The sequence below is a fragment of the Streptomyces sp. NPDC059248 genome (genome assembly GCF_042753905.1).
Classification (GTDB): Bacteria; Actinomycetota; Actinomycetes; order Streptomycetales; family Streptomycetaceae; genus Streptomyces.
In genome coordinates this window covers 1-22,036 of record NZ_JBHYZV010000052.1, presented here as the reverse complement: position 1 = coordinate 22,036, position 22,036 = coordinate 1, and the positions used below count along the sequence as shown (strand labels likewise).

General features: G+C 71.3%; 8 protein-coding genes. 6 read left to right on the top strand and 2 right to left on the bottom strand.

The features are described 5' to 3' along the window. Positions 1-73: 73 nt before the first annotated feature. Positions 74-1,444, bottom strand: a complete 1,371-nt coding sequence (locus ACFXG1_RS22010) for an ABC transporter substrate-binding protein (RefSeq protein WP_384722404.1) — start codon at positions 1,442-1,444, stop codon at positions 74-76. Positions 1,445-1,679: 235 nt separating this feature from the next. Then, positions 1,680-5,099, bottom strand: coding sequence for an FHA domain-containing protein (locus ACFXG1_RS22005; RefSeq protein WP_384744207.1), 3,420 nt, complete (start codon positions 5,097-5,099; stop codon positions 1,680-1,682). A gap of 559 nt (positions 5,100-5,658) precedes the next feature. Between ACFXG1_RS22005 and ACFXG1_RS22000 the strand changes: the two genes are divergently transcribed. From ACFXG1_RS22000 to ACFXG1_RS21975, 6 genes are all read left to right on the top strand, one after another. Beyond that, positions 5,659-7,410 (top strand): protein kinase, encoded by a 1,752-nt coding sequence (locus ACFXG1_RS22000; RefSeq protein ID WP_384718901.1) that lies wholly within the window; start codon positions 5,659-5,661, stop codon positions 7,408-7,410. A 322-nt stretch (positions 7,411-7,732) separates the two neighbouring features. Next, positions 7,733-8,992, top strand: coding sequence for a protein kinase (locus ACFXG1_RS21995; RefSeq protein ID WP_384718903.1), 1,260 nt, complete (start codon positions 7,733-7,735; stop codon positions 8,990-8,992). A gap of 181 nt (positions 8,993-9,173) precedes the next feature. Next, complete coding sequence (gene prfB / locus ACFXG1_RS21990; RefSeq protein WP_384718905.1) at positions 9,174-10,286, top strand: peptide chain release factor 2; 1,113 nt, start codon at positions 9,174-9,176, stop codon at positions 10,284-10,286. A gap of 311 nt (positions 10,287-10,597) precedes the next feature. Continuing rightward, positions 10,598-14,269 carry a LamG domain-containing protein gene (locus tag ACFXG1_RS21985; RefSeq protein ID WP_384710304.1) on the top strand — a complete coding sequence of 1,224 codons (3,672 nt, stop codon included), beginning with the start codon at positions 10,598-10,600 and terminating at the stop codon, positions 14,267-14,269. Between the two features lie 341 nt (positions 14,270-14,610). Continuing rightward, on the top strand, positions 14,611-20,940 hold the full coding sequence (locus ACFXG1_RS21980; RefSeq protein ID WP_384744204.1) for an RHS repeat-associated core domain-containing protein: 6,330 nt from the start codon (positions 14,611-14,613) through the stop codon (positions 20,938-20,940). Beyond that, entirely contained in the window at positions 20,937-21,314 is a 378-nt protein-coding gene (locus tag ACFXG1_RS21975) for a hypothetical protein (RefSeq protein WP_384710298.1), read from the top strand. The genes ACFXG1_RS21980 and ACFXG1_RS21975 overlap by 4 nt, the downstream gene beginning before the upstream one ends. Positions 21,315-22,036 lie beyond the last annotated feature (722 nt).

Sequence of the window (22,036 nt, the reverse complement as noted above, 5' to 3'; positions counted from 1 at the left end):
CTTGCGCGGACCCGCGGGGGGCGACGGCCGCCGGGCCGGGCCCCCCGCCTGCGTCACGGAGGACACCGCGCCGTCAGTCCTTGTACGCCTTCGCGGCGTCCGCTTCCAGCTTCGTCTGGGTGCCCGCGATGTCCTTCGGGTTCTTCAGGAAGTCCTGGAGGAGCTTCCAGAAGCCCCGGCCCGGGGTCCCGCCGAACGCCTGCGGCATCTGGTCGGACATATCGAAGCGGACGTCGTCGCCCGCGGCGATCAGCGCCTTCGCGATGTCCCGCTGGACGTCATTGGGGTACGCCGCCGGGTCCAGCGCCTTGTTCGGCGACACGAAGCCGCCCGCGGCGGCCTGGATCCGGGCCGCGTCCGGGGAGGCGAGGAAGGTGAGCAGCGCCTGGGCGCCCTTGCTGTCCTTCAGGGCCACCGCCGCGTCGCCACCGGTCACCACCGGCGCCTCGGCGCCCACGGCCGGGAAGGGGAACACCTTGGCGTCCGTGCCGAGCTTCGCCTCGGTCTCACCGATGTTGACGCCGACGAAGTCGCCCTCGAAGACCATCGCGGCCTTGGGGGTGGTGCCGCCGGTGAAGGTCTGGGTCACCGACTGCGGGAACGGGGTCTGGAGCGCGCCGTCCGCGCCGCCCGCGATCAGCTCGGGCTTGCCGAACAGTTCGGCGAGGGTCGTCAGGGCCCGGGTGACCGAAGGGTCGGTCCACGGTATGGAGTGCTGGGCGAGCTGGTCGTACTTCTCCGGTCCCGCCTGGGAGAGATAGATGTTCTCGAACCAGTCGGTGAGGGTCCAGCCGTCGGCGCCCGCCACGGAGACCGGGGTGACCCCGGAGGCCGAGATGGTCTCCGCGGTCGTGAGGAACTCCTTCCAGGTCTTGGGCTCCTGGGCGCCCGCCCCCTCGAACGCGGCCGCGTTGTACCAGACCAGGGACTTGTTGGCGGCCTTGTAGTAGACGCCGTACTGCTCGCCTTCGACCTGGCCGATCCGCTGCCAGCCCGGGGAGTAGTTCTTGGTGAGCTGGGCCTTGGCGTCCGGGCCGACGGGCTTGGCCCACTTCCGCTGGACGGCCTGCCGGATCGCGCCCGGCTGCGGCAGCAGCGCCACATCGGGCGGGCTGCCGCCCGCGATCTTGGTGCCGAGGAAGTTGACGATCGGGTCCTGTGCCGGGACGAAGGTGACCTTCGCGCCGGTCCGCTTCTCGAACTCGTCGAGGACCTTGACGAAGTTCTCCTGTTCCTTGCCGCTCCACACCGCGGCGACCTGCACGGTCTGCCCGTCGAGCCTCGGCAGCTGCACGGTGGCCGTGCCCTTGTCGTTCTTCTTCCCGCCGTCGCCGGAGTCGTCGTCGTTGCCCTTGTCGCCGCAGCCGGCGACCGTGAACGCACTGACGACGGCCCAGACCACCGCCGCCTTCGCGACCTTGCTCGTGCGAAGAGTTGTCCGCATTTCTGCCCCGTTCTCTCCCTTGGCGCTGACGCGTTGCGTGTCAGGTCTATGCCTGGGCCGTGGGGCCCGCAATCCGCCGGGGGCGCGGGGGGCTCTTTCGTGATCCCTCTGTGACGTGACGTCCCGTCAAACAGTCGAAGTGTGGTGGGAGTTGGTTGTTCCGGGGTGTGCGATGGGGAACGAGGGGCAGGAGAGGAGGGCGCGTCGGCCCCGGGGAAGCGCGGAGCCTCGGGAGTCAGGAGACCGGGGAGAGCGGCGGCAGCGGGGTGGCGTCCACCGAGCCCGCGGCCCGTTCCAGCGCGCTCGCCAGGAGCGCCAGATCGGTGGGCCCGTTCCCCAGCTCCCGTACCGGCCGCCGGGTCGGCGGATCGCCCATCCGCTCCCATTCCAGCGGTACGACGGTGGGGCGCAGCGTCGCCGTACGGGGGATCCGGCCGGTGACCCGGCCGCCCTGGAAGGCGGTGACCCGGCCGTCGGGGTGGCCGAGGGCGCCCCGGCCGGGCAGGGGATCGTCCTGGCCCGGGGCGGCGGGCGGCGCGTCGAGGACGGCCCGCAGCCGGGACACCCGCGCCAGATCGGTGTCCGCCGTGCGGTCCGGACGGGCGGATGTGGCGACGAGATGGATCCCGAGCCGTCCGCCGTCCCGGGCGACGGCCTCCAGGGCGCGGACGACGGACCCGGCCGCCGGGCGGCCCGTACTGCCGAGGGCCGGGGCGACGAGGGCGTCGAAGTCGTCGACGAGGACCACCAGCCGGGGCAGCGGGCCGGGGGCGGGCGCGGGTCTGGTCCGGCCGCCGGGGCGCAGCCGCATGGTGCTGCTGGGCGGGGAGTCGAGATCGCCCCGGCCGCCGCCGGGGACACGGGGGTCGGGCCCGGCCGGGTCGGGATGCCCGGGGCGGACCGGCCGGGACGCTGTATTGGTGGGCTCGCCACGGGCGGCGCGGGCGGCGGCGGAGACCCGGCGCGACCCCACGCCCGCGGCGTAGCCGCCGTCCTGCTCCCCGGCCATGGGCGCGCGGGGGCCGACGACCCGTCCGGCCGACGAACCGCGACCGCTGTCCGCGCCGGCGGTGCCACCGGTGGCGTATGGGCCGCCGGACGGACCGGACGGACCGGACGGACCCGACGGACTGTAAGTACCGGACGGATGCCCGGTCTGTCCCGTCTGGTGTCCCGCCGTACGGTGCGCGGACGCGGCCTGTCCCGGGGCGCGCTGCCCGGAGTCGCCGTGCCGGGCGTGCCAGGCGGTGAAGTCCGTCCCGTCGAGCAGCTCGGCCCGGCGCTTCAGCTCCGCGCCCAGGGCCTGGGCGAAGGTCCGCATCCGTATCGGATCGGTGGCTGTCAGATGGTCGGTGACATGCGGCAGCTCCGTACAGACGGCGAGTCCGGCGCCGCGCTCCCCGCCGCCCGCGCCGTCGACCAGCAGCAGCCCGAGCCGGTCGGGGCGGCCCGCGGCCGACAGGGAAGCGGCGATCGAGCGCAACAGCTCCGTACGACCGCTGCCCGGCGGGCCCTCGATCAGCAGATGCGGGCCCTCCGCCGTCAGATCCACGGACAGCGGCCCCCGGGGACCGGTGCCCAGCACGGCGACCGGCGCGGGCAGGTCACCGGCCTCCGCCCAGCGGGCCATCAGGGACGCGGGGGTGGCCCGGGCGAGTCCCAGCTCGTCCAGCAGCCGCGATGAGCGGGGCAGCGCCGCCGCCCGTCCCCCGGGGCCGTCGCCGATCGCCGCGCCTTCGGTACGCAGCGGTGCCAGCGCCCGCCCGAACCGCTCGGCCCAGGCCGCCGACACCGCGTCCACCACGGCCGGGGCGCCCTGCCCCGCGGGCAGGCCGCCGACCGTCCGCAGCACCCGCAACGCGGTCGCCACATCGCCGCTGAGCATGCCGACGGCCCCGCACTCCCGGAACGGGAGGGACGCCGCGCAGGCCGTCTCGTACACCGCGGCGACCGGGGAGAGCGGGGACGCGGCGGGCGTCTCGGCCAGCACGATCAGATGGATCCCGGCGGACCAGCCGGCGCCCGCGAGCCGGGCCGCGGTCTCCCGCAGGGCCGCGGATCCGGGGTCGCCGTCGAGGACGACGACCGTCCGGGGACCCTCGTACCGCCCGGCGGCATCCATGAGGGCCGTCCGGTCGGCGCTCGGCCAGCCGGGGCCGAGGGGCCCGTCGTCCAGCCGCCGGGCCAGCTCGGCGGTCCGGGCGGAGGCCTGGTCGCGGTCGTACGCGAGCAGCAGTCGGCAGTCCTGGCCGTGCGCGGGCCGCAGATGGGGCAGCCAGCCCAGCCACGCCCACTCGGCGCGGCGCTCCTCGACGGCCCGGGTCCGGTCCGCGGAGATCAGCACGATCTCCAGATCGGCGGGGGAGTGGAGGGCGGCGAGCTGGGCGACGGCCCAGCGGGCGGCCCCGGCGAGCCGGGCCCGGGGACCGGCTATCCCCAGGGATCCGGCCTCCCGCAGCCCGATCGTCACGGGCACGGCCGCCGCGCCGTCCCGGTCGGCCGTGCCAAGACGCAGCACCAGGGACTCGGGGTGACCGGGATCCCGCTCCCACAGCCGGTCACCGGGGCCCACGGCGGTCAGCAGCACGGCCGCGGGGTCCGGCCGGCTCTCCGGCAGCGGGCGGGCGGGCGGCGCGGGCGCCGGTCCGCCGCCGGGCGGCTCCGGGAACGGTTCGGCGCCGTCCGGCTCGCGGTCCGCCTTGAAGCGGCGGGCGGCCCAGGCCCCTATACCGCCCTTGCGGCGCGCCCCGGTGCGGGGTTCGTCGGCGCGGGCGTGCTCGGGGCTCCCGGTACTACCGGTGCCGGTACTGCCGGGGTTCCGGGCGGGGCTCGTCCCTTCGCCGCCGTACGTCCCGAAGGTCTCCGTCACGGCTTCGGCGGGCCCGGCCCCGGGCCACGGCTCCCGTCCCGTCTCCCGTCCCGTCCCCGGTCCCGTCCCCGGTTCTGTCTCCGGGCCGGGAGCTTCGCCCTCGTGGTCGTACGACCCCGGGGTCCTGGCCGGGACCCTGAGATAGCCCTCGCCGTCCGGGGTGGCCCGCAACGGCTCCGTACCCTCCCCGCCGGGGACGAGCCGGAGGGTGGACTCGCCGAGCCGCAGCAGGGCGCCCGGCGGCAGGGGAACCGGGCGGGAGCCGACGGGGCGGCCGTCGAGCGCCGTGCCGTTGGTCGAGCCGAGGTCCGCGACGGTGACCCGGCCGTCGTCCGCGACGACGACCTCGCAGTGGACCCGGGACACATCGGGGTCGTCGAGGGGGACGTCCGCATCCGCGGAGCGCCCGATTCCGACCCGGCCACCGTGCAGCAGATGGACCCCGCCCGCGTCGGGACCCGCCACGACACGCAGCTGAGGTGCGGTGTCGGCGCCGGAGGGCCCGGCGTCGCCCGGGAACTGGAGGGAGAGGACCGCGCCGTCCACCAGAGGGGGCTCGCCCAGGGTGCGCCGCTGGGCGTCCAGCCGCTCGCCGCCCGCGAACAGCACGGCGGGCCCGGACGCGTCGGGGCCGGCCACGGCCGCCGCCAGACCCGAGGCCACGGCGGCGAGCGCCGTGCCCGTGGGCGCGGTGACCAGCACATCGCAGGCGCGCGGGCCGGGCGCCTGCGGCCCGGCCGCGGCCTGTCCGCCGCGCGGCGCGAGAACGGTCAGCCGGATCTGCATCGCCGTCTGCAATCCCTTCTGGCACGGGTACCGGCAGGGGAACCGCCTCGTCGCCCCCACCCGGCTGGTCGGCACGGCCCCGGGCTCCCCACCCGCGAGCGTGTGCTGGGGGAATCCTCGCACCTGCCACTGACAACACGCCCGGGTATCGCCAAGAAGTGATCATGATTGGTCCCCTCCGGCCGGAATGTGCGGGATCGCCGTGGGAAATGCGACCTCCGGGGGGCCGGTCCGCCGCCCCGGACCGGGGCGGCGGACCGTGACATACGCCGCCTTGCGGTGGTGCCGGCAACCACCGGGGAACCTGTGGCGTCTCCCTCTCGAACGGTATGCAGAGGTGTGCAGAGGTGTTCGGCGTCGTACGGCACCATCCGGCGCTGTCCGGCAGCGGTGCCGTACGGCCGGGGCCGGGGGATCCGTCCCCCTCCGTCCCGATGGGGCCTGTGGACAACCGAACGTCATACCGCTCGACCCCACTAAAGTGGTGCGGAGCGCCGACCGTCGGCGCCCCGCGCCTGGCGGGGATGGTCCGGACCACGATCAGCAGGGAGCGCAAGACGTGCGGCCTGTAGGCAGCAAGTACCTCCTGGAGCAGCCGCTCGGGCGCGGAGCCACGGGCACCGTCTGGCGTGCCCGGCAGCGGGAGACCGCCGGGGCCGAGGCCGCCGTGCCCGGCCAGCCCGGCGAAACCGTGGCGATCAAGGTCCTCAAGGAGGAGCTGGCGAACGACGCGGACGTCGTGATGCGGTTCCTGCGCGAGCGGTCCGTCCTGCTGCGCCTGACCCACCCGAACATCGTCAGGACCCGCGACCTCGTCGTCGAGGGCGACCTCCTCGCCCTGGTGATGGATCTGATCGACGGCCCCGACCTCCACCGCCAGCTGCGGGAGAACGGCCCCTTCACCCCGGTCGCCGCCGCCCTGCTGACCGCCCAGATCGCCGACGCGCTCGCCTCCAGCCACGCCGACGGCGTGGTCCACCGCGACCTCAAGCCCGCGAACGTCCTGCTGAGGACCGAGCCCGACGGCCGGCTCCACCCGATGCTGACCGACTTCGGCATCGCCCGTCTCGCGGACTCGCCCGGTCTCACCCGCACCCACGAGTTCGTCGGGACGCCCGCCTATGTGGCCCCCGAGTCCGCCGAGGGCCGCCCGCAGACCTCCGCCGTCGACATCTACGGCGCGGGCATCCTGCTGTACGAGCTGGTGACCGGCCGCCCGCCGTTCGCCGGCGGCTCGGCGCTGGAAGTCCTGCACCGCCATCTGAGCGAGGAGCCCCGGCGGCCCACCACCGTGCCCGAGCCGCTGTGGACGGTCATCGAGCGGTGCCTGCGCAAGGAGCCCGGCGAGCGCCCGAGCGCCGAGAACCTCGCCCGCGGGCTGCGGGTCGTCGCCGCCGGGATCGGGGTGCACTCGTCGGCCGCCGAGGTCGACGCGGCCCTCGGCGTCGGCGCGCTCCTCGCGCCCGACCCGGCGCCCGCGCCCGTCCCGGAGACCCCCGGCGGGTACGACCCGGGCGCGGCCACCAGCGTCCTGCCGCACACCCCGGGCCCCGCGGGCGCGGGCGACGCGACCAGCGTGCTGCCCCACACCTCGGGACCCGCCGGTGCCGCCGACCCGACGAGCGTGCTGCCGCACACCTCTCACGCCGGGGCTCCCGACCCGACGGCCGTCATGCCGCCGGTGCCGCCGCGCCCCGACGGGCAGCCCGGCGCGCCCGGCCCCGACGACCCGCACCCCTGGCAGTCCCAGCTCCGTGCCGCCCGCGACCGGAACGAGCAGACCCAGGTCCAGTACCTCGACCCCGGCCAGGACCCGCTGCGCCGTGCGCCCCAGCGCCGGCCGCAGCACCCGCAGCACCCCCCGCACCAGGGCCCCCCGCAGGGTCCGCCGCCGGGGCATCAGCAGCAGTACGCCCCTCAGCAGTACCAGCAGCGGCCTCCCCAGCCGCCGCAGCGGCAGCAGTACGCGCCCCCGCCCCAGCAGGTCCAGCCGTACACGCCGCCCCAGCAGCCGCAGCAGCCCCAGGCCCCGCAGCAGCCCGCGCCGCGGCCGGAGCGGGAGCCGCGGCAGCCGCGCCGGCGCAGCGCCAACCCGATGCGCATCCCGGGCCTGGGCTGCCTCAAGGGCTGTCTGTTCTCCGTGGTGATGCTGGTCGTCGCGGGCTGGCTGGTCTGGGAGCTGACCCCGCTCCAGGGCTGGGTCGCCGAGGGCAAGGGCTACTGGGACGCGATCGGCGACGGCATCTCGACCGTGACCGGATGGCTCGCCGACCTGGGCAACGCGGTCTCCGGCTCCGGCTCCGGCGGATAAGCGGACCACCGGACGCCGGGCCCCGGGCCCCGGACCACCGGACCCGGACCATCGGGTCGCCGGACTCCACGACCGGGGCGGGACAGCGTGCCCACGCGATCCCGCCCGGGTCGGCTCCGCCCTGCCCGAGAATGAACCGCAGGAACCGGGCGGTCGCTTTATCGACTTCCTCAAGGGTGAAAACAGCCGAGCTTTCCCCTGATATGTCCGGTGATGTCCATGGAATTCGCCCGACGCGTGTGGCCCTTGCCGCCATCCGGGGCACATGTCTCCCCGACAGCCGCGTACGTTATGGGCAACGCCAGCCGCTGAGGGAGCAGTCTTGGCACGGAATATCGGCAGCCGGTACACGGCCCATCAGATTCTCGGACGGGGCAGCGCGGGCACGGTGTGGGCCGGGGAGGGCCCCGAAGGGCCCGTCGCCATCAAGCTGTTGCGCGAGGACCTCGCCGCCGACCAGGAGCTGGTCGGGCGCTTCGTCCAGGAACGGACCGCCCTGCTCGGGCTCGACCACCCGCGGATCGTCGCCGTCCACGACCTCGTGGTCGACGGCACCGATCTCGCCCTGGTCATGGATCTCGTCCGCGGCACCGATCTGCGGACCCGCCTCGACCGGGAGCGCCGGCTCGCGCCCGAGGCGGCCGTCGCGATCGTCGCCGACGTCGCCGACGGGCTGGCCGCCGCCCATCGCGCGGGGATCGTCCACCGCGATGTGAAGCCGGAGAACATCCTCCTCGACATGCAGGGCCCCCTCGGCCCCGCGGGCTCCCACCCGGCGCTGCTGACCGACTTCGGCGTCGCCAAGCTGATCGACACCGCGCGGCGCACCAAGTCCACGAAGATCATCGGCACTCCGGACTATCTGGCGCCCGAGATCGTCGAGGGCCTGCCGCCGCGCGCCGCCGTCGACATCTACGCCCTCGCCACCGTGCTGTACGAGCTGCTCGCCGGGTTCACCCCGTTCGGCGGCGGCCACCCCGGCGCCGTACTGCGCCGCCATGTCACCGAGACCGTGGTCCCCCTCCCGGGCATCCCGGACGACCTGTGGCAGCTGATCGTCCAGTGTCTGGCCAAGGCCCCCGCCTCCCGGCTGCGCGCCTCCGAACTGGGTACCCGGCTCCGCGAGGCCCTGCCGGGGCTCGCGGGCCTCCCGCCGCTGGACGTACGCGACGTCGACGGACCGGCGGAGGGCGACGACGACTCCACGCCGACGGAGCGCTATACGCGAGCCTCCGCGGACCCGTCCGCCGGCGAGGCGGATGCCGCGCCCCGCCGCCGGGGCGCGGTCCCCCTGGTCCCCGGTGCCGCTCCGGCGGACGCCAACCGCGACACCCACACCTCCATGCGCGTCCCGGCCCCCGACGAGCTGGCCGGAGGAGCGCACGGCACCGCCCGCGCCCCCCGCAGCCCCGGCCAGCGCCGCCCCGGCTCCGCCCGGCACAAGGGCAGCCGCCGTTCGGTCCGGATCCGCCGGGGTGTGGCGGCGCTCCTGGTGGCGGTGGTCGTCGGGATCGGCGGCTGGCTCGCCACCGCGGACGCCGACGCCCACCCCGCGCCCCCGGCGCCCGCCGCGGAGCGCTGATCCGGCGGGCGCGAGCCGTGACGTACGGCGTACGCACCGTTCCGTGCGGCCCGGAGCGGCCCGCCTTCCGACCCGGCCGCCGGGGTGCCGTACCGGTGTTCGCCCCGGTGGGGCCGCCCGCGGGGGCGGGGCCGCCACCTGGAGGGCGGGGTCGGGCCGGGCAGCCGTTACGCTTGGACGCGTGGCAGTCGTCGATGTATCCGAAGAGCTGAAGTCCCTCTCCGCGACCATGGGGTCGATCGAGTCCGTTCTGGACCTCGACAGGATGAGGGCAGACATCGCCGTGCTCGAGGAGCAGGCGGCCGCCCCTTCCCTGTGGGACGACCCGGACGCGGCACAGAAGATCACCAGCCGCCTCTCCCATCTCCAGGCCGAACTGCGCAAGGCCGAGCACCTCCGGGGCCGGATCGACGACCTCGCGGTCCTCTTCGAGCTGGCCGAGGCCGAGGACGACGCCGACACCCGGACCGAGGCCGAGGCCGAGCTGACGGACGTCCGCCGCGCGGTCGACGAGATGGAGGTCCGTACCCTCCTCTCCGGCGAGTACGACGAGCGCGAGGCGCTCGTCAACATCCGCGCCGAGGCGGGCGGCGTCGACGCCTCCGACTTCGCCGAGCGGCTCCAGCGGATGTATCTGCGCTGGGCGGAGCGCCACGGCTACGGCACCGAGATCTACGAGACCTCCTTCGCCGAAGAGGCCGGGATCAAGTCCACCACCTTCGTCGTGAAGGCCCCCTACGCCTACGGCACCCTCTCCGTCGAGCAGGGCACCCACCGGCTGGTCCGTATCTCCCCCTTCGACAACCAGGGCCGCCGCCAGACGTCCTTCGCGGGTGTCGAGGTGCTGCCCGTGGTCGAGCAGTCCGACCATGTGGAGATCGACGAGTCCGAGCTCCGTATCGACGTCTACCGCGCCTCCGGCCCCGGCGGCCAGGGCGTCAACACGACCGACTCCGCGGTCCGGATCACCCACATCCCCACCGGCATCGTCGTCTCCTGCCAGAACGAGCGCTCCCAGATCCAGAACAAGGCGAGCGCCATGAACGTCCTCCAGGCGAAGCTCCTCGAACGCCGCCGCCAGGAGGAGCAGGCCAAGATGGACGCCCTCAAGGGCGACGGCGGCAACTCCTGGGGCAACCAGATGCGTTCGTACGTCCTCCACCCGTACCAGATGGTCAAGGACCTCCGGACGGAGTTCGAGGTCGGCAACCCCCAGTCCGTCCTCGACGGCGAGATCGACGGCTTCCTGGAGGCGGGCATCCGCTGGCGCAAGCGCCAGGACCAGGAGAAGTAGCCTCCGGGGCACGACCCCGTCCCTACGGCGAGAGCGCCGGCCCTTCGGGGCCGGCGCTCTTCCGCGTTCCGTGCCGCGCTCACCGCGTCACAGTCCCTGCACGGAGTGTGCACTCCTTGGTCACATCTCAGCCAATCCCGCGATGGTGCGGAGGGTGCACAAGCCCGGTACCTGGGCGTTTCCGGGGTCGGGAATCGGTCAGTCCGCCGAACGCTCCTCCTGCGTCGACGCATCAATTCGTTGACGTGGCCATGTAGTCGCCGTGAGTATGCGCGCACGCAGTGACATGAGTGACTCACGGGGGGTGGGCGATGTCTGTGTACGGCAGGGTGCTCTGGCGCCGGAGAGCCGTCACGGTGGCGCTGAGCGGAGTTCTGGTCGCGACCGGGGTTCCCGTTCTCGCCGAGGCGGAGCCCGTACGCGACGCGGTCTCCGCCGCCGGGAACGGCACGGGGGAGTCTCAAGCGGCGCTCCGGAAGGCCGAGGCGACGGGTCAACGGGTCGAGGTGGCCGGGGCCCGTACCGAGTTCGAGACCACGTACGCCAATCCCGACGGTTCCTCCTTCCGGCTGGAACAGTCCGCCGTCCCGGTCCGGGTCAGGGGACGGGACGGTTCGTGGACCAAGCCCGACCCCACCCTGGAGAAGCGCTCCGACGGGACCCTGCGGCCCCGGGCCGCCGCGGTAGACGTCGTCCTCTCCGGTGGCGGTGACGGGGCCGGCCTCGTCAGGGTCGGCCGCGAGGGCCGGACCCTGGCCCTCGGCTGGCCCGGCACCCTGCCGGAGCCCGTCGTCGACGGGGCCAGTGCCGTGTACCCGGAGGTCCGGCCCGGCGTCGACCTCCGGATGACCGCGACGGTGGACGGTTTCCGCGAGGTGCTCGTGGTCAAGACGCCGAAAGCGGCGGCCGATCCGGCGCTGAAGAAGATCACCTTCTCCACCGAGGTGAACCGTCTCAAGATCATATCCACCGAGGGCGGCGGTATGGCCGCCGTCGACGCGAACGCGACGGAGGTCTTCACCGTCCCGCCCGCCAAGATGTGGGACTCCTCGGGCGACGACCTCCGTGCCGCACCCGGTGCCGGAGGCCGTGCCGGGACAGCGGCCCGGGCGCTCGGCTCCGACAGCGCGCCCGAATCCGGCCCGCGTCCCGGGGACGACCTGGCCGATCTGCCGATCACCGTCGCGAAGGACAGCATCAGCATCGTCCCCGACACGGCCCTGATGAAGCAGACCGACCCCGCCGCTTTCCCGCTCTACATCGACCCGGTCGTCTCCTGGGGCGAGGCCGAGCGGACCCTGCTGCGCTCCGACGGCCACAGCGACTACGGCTGGGACAACCACAGCGACGACCGCGGCAAGGGCGCGGGCAAGTGCGGCACATGGAACGGCTACTACTGCGGTCCGGGCTATGTGCAGCGGCTCTACTTCGAGTTCTCACCCTCGTCACTCGCGGGGAAGCACATCCTCGACGCCACGTTCCGTATCACCGAGCCCTGGGCTTTCCAGTGCGACCCCCGCTGGGTCGACCTGGTCCGTACGAACAACATCTCCTCGGCCACGACGTGGGCGGGCCGTCCCGCCGACCTCGACCTGATGGGGGACCGGCTGGTATCCGCGGGCCGTGGCTCCCTGTGCGATCCGAATTCCCCGGACGCGCCGATCGAGTTCAACGACAATCCGGAGGAGACGAACGAGAACCTGACGGCGACGGTACGCAGCTTCGCCGCGGGGAAGTTCTCCCGGCTCACCCTGATGATCCGGGCGCAGGACGAGACCGACACCAGCGCCTGGAAGCGGTTCAAGAACGATGCGACACTGGCCGTCGACTATGTCGGAGTCCCGTACCACCCGACGTCGGTCGGCTTTGTGACCGGCTCCGGCGTGGTGTGCTCGACCGACCCCGCCGATCCTTCCACGATCAGTGACCCCACCCCGCAGGTGGCCGCCACCGTTCGCACCGTCACCGGCGGATCGCCCGAGGCACGGTTGAGGGCCCAGTTCCAGCTGGAGAAGCAGTCCCTGGGCCTGTGGGGGCAGCTCGGGACGCCCTTTGTCTCGCCGACGTCCGGACACTTGGCCCATGGACAGGCCGCCAAACCGTCCGTTCCGCAGACGCTGGTCGAGGGCACGTCCTACCGGCTCCGGGCGAAGACGATCTCGTACTACAACAACTACGCGAGCAGCCTGACGTCCGGCGGCAGCGCCTTCTGCTACTTCCGGGTCGACCCGACGGCGCCGAAGGCTCCGACCGTGACACCGGGCAATGTCTACACGCTTTGCACTACCACCGCGTGCGCCCCGGCGGGCGGGCCGGGGGTCAAGGACCTCTTCACCTTCGCACCGGCCCCCGGCGACGGGGCTGTGACCGCCTATCAGTACAAGCGGTCCGGTATGTCGGGATGGTCGTCCGAGATCCAGGCTGCGGCATCGCTCGCCCGGCTCAACATCGCGCCGCCGGAGTCCGGTACCTACCAGCTGGAGGTGCGGGCGAAGGACGCCGTCGGCCGGTGGGGCGCTTCGCAGGTCGTCAGCTTCCTGGTCAAGGAGGGTGACGGGCCGGTCGGCCGTTGGCGCTTCGACGAGGCGACCGGGGTGGCGATCGACACCTCCACCGCGAACCCGGCCCAGCAGGACAACGCGGCACTGGGCGCGGGGGCCGTGCGCGACGACCGGGGGCGGCGCGGCGAGATCTGGTACGACCAGCAAGGACAGCCGCTGGCGCAGCCGCGCAACGACCGGGGGCTGAAGACGGACGGCTCGGCGGGAGGATACGCGGCGACCTCGGGGCCGGTGCTGGAGACACGGGCGGCGTACACGGTGGCGGCGTGGGTGCGACTGGACGGTGATCCCACCATGGGAAGGACGATCCTGTCTCAGGACGGCGCGGTGCACAGCCCGTTCCGTCTGGGCTATGCCCCGGCGGTACGCAAGTGGTACTTCGGTGTGAAGGAAACGGACACCAACGACGGGAAGCTCTTCTGGGGCCCGGTCTCCAAAGAACCAGCTGTGTTCGGGGTATGGACGCACGTCGCGGCCACTCATGATCCGGTGACCAGGCGGCAGGACCTCTACGTCAACGGCCGTCTCCAGGAAACCACCACCAATCCCAGTTCCTGGTCGGCGCAGGGCCCCTTGCAGTTCGGGCGCGGGAAATGGGCAGGGGCCCACGAATGGCCCATGAACGGCTCCATAGACGAAGCCGCCGTCTGGCAGCGGGTCCTCACCCCGGAGGAGGTCGCCCGCGAGGCCCGGACCCTCTCCACCCGCAACGGCTTCACCGATGTCGAACTCGTCGCCGACTGGCAGGCGACGGGTGCCGCCGGTACCACGGTCGCCGACAGCACCTCCGGCTACGGGCGGAGCCTGACTCTTGCCGGAGGCGCCGGCCTCGACGGCGAGGCGATGACCTTCAACGGGCTCGACGGGGCGGCCACCACGCCGGGCCCCGTGATCGACGAGACCGGCGCCTTCACCGTCACGGCCGTCGCCGAACTCGACCGTGCCAAAGTCCTCACCAAGCAGATCGGCCATACCGCCCAGGTCGTCGGACAGCGCTCGGCCGGCGGCTCCTCCTGGGGGCTCTGGTTCGAACTGACCGGCAAGGAGACCCGGCTCGACGACACCGGCGCCGAGACGACCCACCCCGTCGGCCTGTGGCGCTTCGGAAGGATCAACGCGGACGGGACCAAGTCCTGGGTCAGCTCCGACACCGAGGCCGACCTCGACACACCCGTCCGTCTGACCGGTGTCTACGATCCCGTCGCCGACGGCGGCCCGGTCATCCGTCTCCATGTGGGCCACACCCAGAACGACCTCGACGCGGCGTACACCGCGCGCCCCGGCACCGGGGAGCTCGCAGTCGGCAAGGCCGTCACCGCCACCACCTGGGGCCACTTCCTTCCCGCGAAGGTACGAGAAGTCCGCCTGTGGGCCGGGGCCATGGCGACCGAGGAACAGATCAGCACCGTCATCGGCGACTGACCGAGCGGTCCCGGAGGGCGGGTAGCCGCCGTCTCCGTGCCCCAAGGGCATGGTGGCGGCGGCCCCGGCCGACGCAGCGCATACCCATTCTCCGACGGCCGGGGCGAGACTCATCGCGCCGCCGCCGTGTACGCGACATCGTGGGGGGTTCGATCATGTTCAGGGGCACACGCGGAAGGCTTGCGGTACGACCGCGACAAAGACCACGGGCCTGGGGGATTCCCCTGCTCGCGGCGGTCCTCGCCGTACCCGTCGGGCTGACACCGCTCGCACCGTCGGCACAGGCCGCGGGACCCGGCCGCCCCGACGTCCCCGATCAGCGCGTCAGCAAGGTCAGGGCCATGGACACGGCAGGAGCGCGCGAGGCCCGGAACCGGGTCGGGAAGAATCGGGCTGCCGACGCGTCCGATGCCGCACTCGCCGTACGACAGCAGAACGCGGCCCGCTGGCCCGCCGCCGGCACCGTCACCGTACCGCTGTCCCCCACGGCCCGTGCGGCCACGGCGGGTGGCCTCGCCCTCACCGTGAAACCCACCGGTCAGCGGCGCGAGTCGGCCACCGGGAAAAGTGCCAGGATCACCGTCCTCGACCGGCGTGCCACCGGTGCGGTCGGCGTCGACGGCGTCGTACTGACGGCCCGTACCGACCGGCCGACCACCACCGATCTCACCGTCGACTACGCCTCCTTCGCCTCGGCCATCGGCGGCGGCTGGGCGTCGCGACTACGTCTGTGGCAGCTGCCCGCCTGCGCCGTGACCAGCCCGGAACGCCCCGGCTGCCGTGACCTGACCCCTCTCGAGACCCGTAACGACATCCGTGCGCAACGGCTGACCGCGAAGGTCTCGATGGCGGAGAACACCGTCTTCGCGGTCGCCGCCACCGGCCCGGGACAGTCGCCCTCCGGGGCCGGCGACTACTCCGCCACCCCGCTGTCCGCCTCCTCCAACTGGGCGTCCGGAGGTTCGTCCGGCTCCTTCACCTGGTCGTACGACATGGGCGTGCCCCCACTGGCCGCCGGTCCCGTGCCCACCCTGGGTCTCTCCTACGACTCCGGCGGCGTCGACGGTCGTACCGCGTCCACCAACAACCAGGGCACCGAGGTCGGCGAGGGCTTCGAACTGACGGCCGTGTCCTATGTGGAGCGCAAGTACGACTCCTGCCACAAGGACGGACACGACAAGAAGTACGACCTCTGCTGGAAGTACGAGAACGCGTCCCTCGTTCTGAACGGCAAATCCACCGAACTCGTCAAGGACGACACCACCGGTGTGTGGCGGCTCAAGAACGACGACGCGTCGACCGTCACCCGCAGCACCGGGGGCGACAACAGCGACGACAACGGCGAACGGTGGACCGTCACCACGGGCGACGGCACGAAGTACCACTTCGGCCTCGACAAGCTGCCCGGCGCTGGAACCGAACGCACCAACTCGGTCTGGACCGTTCCCGTCTTCGGTGACGACGCGGGCGAACCGGGTCACTCGGCGGGCACCGCCTTCGCCGACCGCGCCCTGGAGCAGGCGTGGCGCTGGAACCTCGATCTCGTCGAGGACGTCCACGGCAACGCCATGACCTACTGGTACACGGCGGAGACCAACCACTACCGCAAGAACAAGGCGTCGACCGCCAATACGAAGTACACCACCAGCGGCTATCTGAACCGCATCCTCTACGGTCAGCGGGCCGACCGGCTCTTCGCCGACACCGCCCCCGGCCGGGTCGCCCTCACCCACGCCGACCGCTGCACGGCCGCCGACTGCGCACCGCTGACCGAGACCACCTCGAAGAAGTGGCCCGACGTCCCCTTCGACGCCATCTGCACGGCCGGCGAGAACGACACCGACTGCATCGCGGAGAGCCCGGCATTCTTCTCCCTCAAGCGTCTGACCAAGGTCGAGGTCTCGGTGCTCAACGGTGCCGCGTACACCCCCGTCGACTCCTGGGATCTCACCAACCGGTTCGTGGACAACGGCGACCTCGCCGACTCCTCGGACCAGACCCTCGTCCTGGAGGGCGTACGGCGCACCGGCCACACCGGTACCCCCATCACCCTCGACCCCGTCTCGTTCACCTACCACCGCCGCCCCAACCGGGTCGCCGGTGGGACCCAGCCCGGCGGCGGCAACATCCTGCCCCTGACCCGCCCTCGCGTCAGCTCGGTCACGACCGAGACCGGAGCCGTCACCACCGTCTCCTACAACGATCCGGAGTGCGTCCGAGGCAGCACCATGCCGAACGCCGAGGACAACAACTCCACCAGCTGCTACCCCCAGTACTGGAACGTCAACGGCTCCACCGACGCGTCCCTCGACTGGTTCCACAAGTACCGGGTAGTCGCCGTCACGGTGTCGGACCCGACCGGCCACGGCGAGCCCGTCGAATACGCGTACACGTACGAGGACCCGGCCTGGCGCCACAACGACAGCCCGTTCGTCCCGGCGGGCGAACGCACCTGGTCCCTGTGGCGGGGGTACGGAAAGGTGACCGCCCGGACCGGTGCGACCACCGGCACCCGGACCAGAACCGTCACCAGCTATCTGCAGGGAATGCACGGCGACAGGATCAAGGCGGGCGGCACCCGGACGGTGACCGCCCCCGGTATCGATCTGCCGGGCCTGAACGTGCCAGCCGTCACCGACTTCGAGCAGTACAGCGGCTTCCAGCGCCAGCAGATCACTTACGACGGATCCACCTCGGTCTCCGTCACGGTCGCCGACCCCTGGTCGGCCCGGACCGCCACCCAGTACAAGTCGCACGCGGACACCGAGGCCCACTACGTCCGCACCCGCGCCACCCATCAGCACACGTATCTGCCGCTGAGGCAGACATGGCGTACCACCTCGTCCACCACCGAACACGACACGTACGGCATGCCGGTGAAGGTGGCCTTCGCCGGTGACACCGCGAAGACCGGGGATGAAACCTGCACCCGTACCTGGTACGCCCGTAACCCCGCCGCGGGGCTGACCAGCCTGGTCTCCCGTACGCGTACGGTCGGCAGCGCCTGCGTCACCGCCGAGACGGCGCTGGAACTACCCGCGTCTACCGCCACCCGCGGCGATGTCATCACCGACACGGCGACCGTCTACGACGTCGCCCCCACTGCCACTACCACCTGGACCGCGGACCAGAGCCCCACCAAGGGACTACCGACCTGGACGGGCCGGGCGTCCGCCTATCCCTCAGGAGCGACCGGCGGTGAACGGCACCCTTCGGGCTGGCAGCGGCTGACCACCACGACCTACGACCCCCTGAGCAGGATGCTGTCGGTGACGGACGCGGCGGGCCGCCGGACGAGCACGGCCCACACACCTGCCGGGGCGGGCGTACCCACGAAGACCGTCGTCACCAACCCCAAGAACCACAACGTCACCACCTTCCTCGACGGCCTCCGCGGTCTCCCGCTGCGTACCTATGACGCCAACGCCAAGAAGACCGAGCAGACGTACGACGCGCTCGGCCGCGCCACCGGCGTCTGGCTGCCCAACCGCAGCAAGGACGCGGGCCAGAGCGCCAGTACGAGCTTCGCCTACACGGTGAAGCGCGGCGCGGCGCCGTCCGTCGCCACCTCCACCATCAAGTCGTCCACCACGGTGACGACGTCGTACGAGATCTTCGACTCGTTGCTGCGCCCGCTGCAGAAGCAGGTACCGACCCCGCTCGGCGGCCGACTGCTCACGGATACGCGATACGACTCACGGGGGCAGGCGTACGAGACCTACGCCGGGATCTACGACACGACGAAGGCACCGAACGGCACGTACACGCGGGCCGAGTTCGGTCAGGCGCCCAAGCAGCTCCACACCGTGTTCGACGGCGCGGGTCGCGCCACCACCAGCAGTTTTCTCGTCTTCGGCACGAAGAGGTGGGAGACGGCGACGACCTACACGGGGGACTCGACGGCGACGACCGCACCCACCGGCGGCCAGGCCGTGCGTGTGGTGACGGACGCACAGGGGCAGACCGTCCAGCGACGTGAGTACGCGGGTACCAGTCCTGCCGACGCCGACTTCGGGGGCGGTCTCGGCAGCGGGTACACCACCACCGGGTTCACCTATACCCGGGACGGAAAGCAGGCCACCGTCACCGGGCCCGACGGTGGTCAGTGGCACTACGGCTACGACCTCTTCGGGCGGCGCACCTCCGAGTCGGACCCGGACAAGGGCACGACCCGTTCCGGGTACACCCCGCTCGACCAGGCCGACTGGACCAAGAACGCCGAGAACGGGCAGATTCTGTTCGGCTACGACGAACTGGGCCGCAAGTCCGGTCTGTGGTCGGGTGCCGAGCGTACAGACGCGACCAAGGTCGCCGCCTGGACCTATGACACCCTCGCCAAGGGGCAGCCCGACGGGTCCGTCCGCTACGACGGCGGGGTCGCGGGCAAGGCGTACGGCAAGAAGATCGTCTCCTACGACACCCTTTACCGCCCCCTGCAGACCCAGCTGACCGTCGACGCGACGGATCCCTTGGTCGTCGCGGGCGCGGCGGCTGCGAGCTACTCCTTCTCCACCTCGTACAACCTCGACGGAACCATTGGTTCCGCCACCGAGCCCGCCGCGGGCGGCCTGGCCTCGGAGATCGTCTCCTATCGCTACACCCAGACGGGGCAGCCCATCGGGGTCTCCGGCACCTCCGACTACCTGCTGGACGTCTCCTACAGTGCCCAGGGGCAGCCGCAGCAGCTGATCTTCGGGGTCTCCGGGGCGACGGAGGCGAAGAAGACGTATATCGACAACCGGTACGAGCAGGGGACCGACCGGCTGATCCGGTCCTTCGTCACCACGCCCCAGACCGCGCCGTACAAACCGCAGGACCTGAGCTACAGCTACGACGACGCGGGAAACGTCACCAAGATCGCCGACACTCCGAACGCGTCCCCGACCCTGAAGACCGACGTCCAGTGCTTCAGCTACGACGGTCGTCGCAGGCTCACCGAGGCGTGGACCCCGGCGACGGACGACTGCGGAAGCCGCGTTCTGGGCGGGGCGGCGCCCTACCGCACCTCCTTCACTTACAACGGCGCCGGTCAGCGGGCCACCGAGACTCGAACTCCGGTCACTGGGGCGCCGGCGACCACGACCTACTGCTATCAGGACCCGGAGCGTCGTCACGCGCTGACCCGCACGACGACGGCGGCGGAGTGCGGCGCCCCCACGGGCGAGGCCATGTACGCGTACGACAAGACCGGCAACACGGTCAAAAGGCCGGCACCCGACTCGGGCACCCAGGAGCTGACCTGGAACACCGAGGGCAAACTGAGCCAACTTGCCCAGGGCACCCGGAAGTCCGGCTACCTCTACGACGCTGACGGCACCCTGCTGATCCGGCGCGCGGTGACGGGTGACGGGACGAGCGTCCTGTACGTCGGAGCCACGGAGATCCACCACAAGGTCTCGGGAACGACGAAGACCACTTGGGCGACGCGCTCCTACTCGGTGGGCGGTACGAGCATCGCCCTGCGCTCGACCGAGTCCGGCACCTCTGGCGTCTCCTTCCTGGCGGGCGATCGGCACGGCACCGCCGGCCTGGCTCTCGATGCCACCACCCAGGCGGTCTCCAAGCGCTTCACCACACCGTTCGGCTCCCCACGTGGCACGGCCGTCGGCACCTGGCCCGACGACAAACGCTTCCTGGGCAAGGCGGTGGACACGGCAACCGGCCTGACCCATGTGGGGGCGCGCCAGTACGATCCGGCTATCGGCCAGTTCATCAGCGTCGACCCGCTGATGGAGCTGGACAAGCATCAGACGCTGAACGGCTACAGCTACGGAGCACAGAACCCGGCGACGTTCGCCGACCCTTCGGGACTGGGCCTGGCGTGCGGAAACGGCCCGAACGACTCGGCCTGTCCCACCCAGACGAAGCCGAACGGCAAGAAGGTGCCAGGTAACGGGCGCCCGAATGAGGGCGTGAACAAATCGAAGTCACGGTCCAGTAGCAGCAGTTCCAGTGGAACCCACACTGACACATCTAGCGACGGCCAACCCGTAGTTGGTGGTGTGCGGGTGCCCGAGTTTAAAGAGATGTCGGTGTACGCGGCTGCTTACGCGGATCTGGACACGTACGGCTATCGCATGGAGAAGTGGGCCAAGAATATCTGCCATGGCACTGGCGGCGGAGGCTCCGGATATGCCGACTTTTGTTCTATCGCTAAGAGTTCGGGATTGCTGGAGGTTCCTGATGACCCGCTAGGTGTTGCACAGGTAGGGAGATGCGTCCTCAAGGGCAAAAATTGTGGCGAGGCAGCCGTTGTCGCCGCTCTCTACCTGGTGGGTGCTGGGTGGGAATGGTCTACGGCTCGGCTTGCGGCAGGTCGGACTGTCAAGGGTTGTGGATGTGCCGGGGCTCATGAGGGGATAAAGGTAGGAGAATATTTTCTCTACAAGGCGGCTAGTTCAGTATTCACGCCGAGCGGGCGGCTCACTCAGGAGGCACTCGATAGCTCCTCTATGATCCAGCCTGGCAGTAAGATGGACAACCATGTCGTCCAGGATGCCTTCGCAGTTCGGGGTGGGGCTGAGCAATGGGGGAAATACAAGACGCCGAGTTATCAAAGTCCATATGGTAACTTCAGCGTGCACTTCTACAAGAACTCGACGACTGATGAAGTTCTTTATGACCTGGACTATAAAGTGGTCATGAATGACAGAGGGAAGAAGAAGGATTGAAAGTCAAATTTCGTGGAGTTGAAGGTCTCGATCGACGCGTGCGGCAAGGTGCTGCGATGCTAAGGGGCGGGATCGAATACATCGTCCTTGAGATTTTTTGTCAAGCGGATGGTGTGAATTACTTCCGGGTCGAGTTCTCGGATGAGGAGATTCCCCCGCTGTTCGACTCTCGACTCTTCGATCTGGTCGATGCCGATCACCCGGCTTGCTGGGGCCTTCAGTTGGAGCCGGACGGTTCGCTTACGTGGGGACCACCTGCCTGGAACGCGCCGGGATTCTGGGACGCGTTGATGGAGCATGAGGACGTGGCCCGGCGGATCTATCGCGAGGAGCGTTCGCGGATCATGGCGTCCCCTGGGCATGGCTCTGGCTGACGCTGCCCGTTTCGCGAGATCTGTCAGAAAGCGCCAATTCTCATTGTCGACAAGGCGGCAATGAGATGGTCGAGCCATGCATGGTTGCCCCGGGGGTCACGGTTGCGTCGCCTCCGGTCCGGCAACAACCCCCTATATCGGGCATCATTCGCGCAACCGGCTTGACGCCTCGTCGAATACTGGACAGGCTGGCGCGCGGCATGCGTGTTTCCAGGGCGTGGGCGAGCGGAGTGAGGACAGGAACCCTCCTCCGAGTAGCCGCCCGGAGACCCGGCTCCGATGACGAACAGCTACTGGGGGTAGCAGGTAAATGACAAAGAAGACGCGGATCCGCGTGGCACGAATCGCCGCTGGCGCGGTGATCGCTGCCGGCGCGTCGCTGACGGTGGCCGGCGCCGCCTCGGCGTTCACGGGAGAGACGTCCGCCGACGTCAGTTTGGGTGTGCAGGCCGACGACCCCATCGGCGGCGTTGACGGTGGCAACGACGTCGGCGGGGGTAACGGGAACGGGACCCCCGGTGGCGGTAACGGGAACGGGACCCCCGGTGGGGGTAACGGGAACGGGACTCCCGGTGGGGGTAACGGCAACGGAACCCCGGGCGGTGGCAACGGGAACGGCACGCCTGGTGGCGGTAACGGGAACGGGACCCCCGGTGGCGGTGAGGTCGGTGGCGGTAACGGGAACGGGACCCCTGGTGGCGGTAACGGGAACGGGACCCCTG

Bases quoted from the DNA above. Each gene is read 5' to 3' on its own strand.
- ACFXG1_RS22010 (WP_384722404.1), bottom strand. From the start codon at position 1,444: ATGCGGACAACTCTTCGCACGAGCAAGGTCGCGAAGGCGGCGGTGGTC.
- ACFXG1_RS22005 (WP_384744207.1), bottom strand. From the start codon at position 5,099: ATGCAGATCCGGCTGACCGTTCTCGCGCCGCGCGGCGGACAGGCCGCG.
- ACFXG1_RS21985 (WP_384710304.1), top strand. From the start codon at position 10,598: ATGTCTGTGTACGGCAGGGTGCTCTGGCGCCGGAGAGCCGTCACGGTG.
- ACFXG1_RS21980 (WP_384744204.1), top strand. From the start codon at position 14,611: ATGGACACGGCAGGAGCGCGCGAGGCCCGGAACCGGGTCGGGAAGAAT.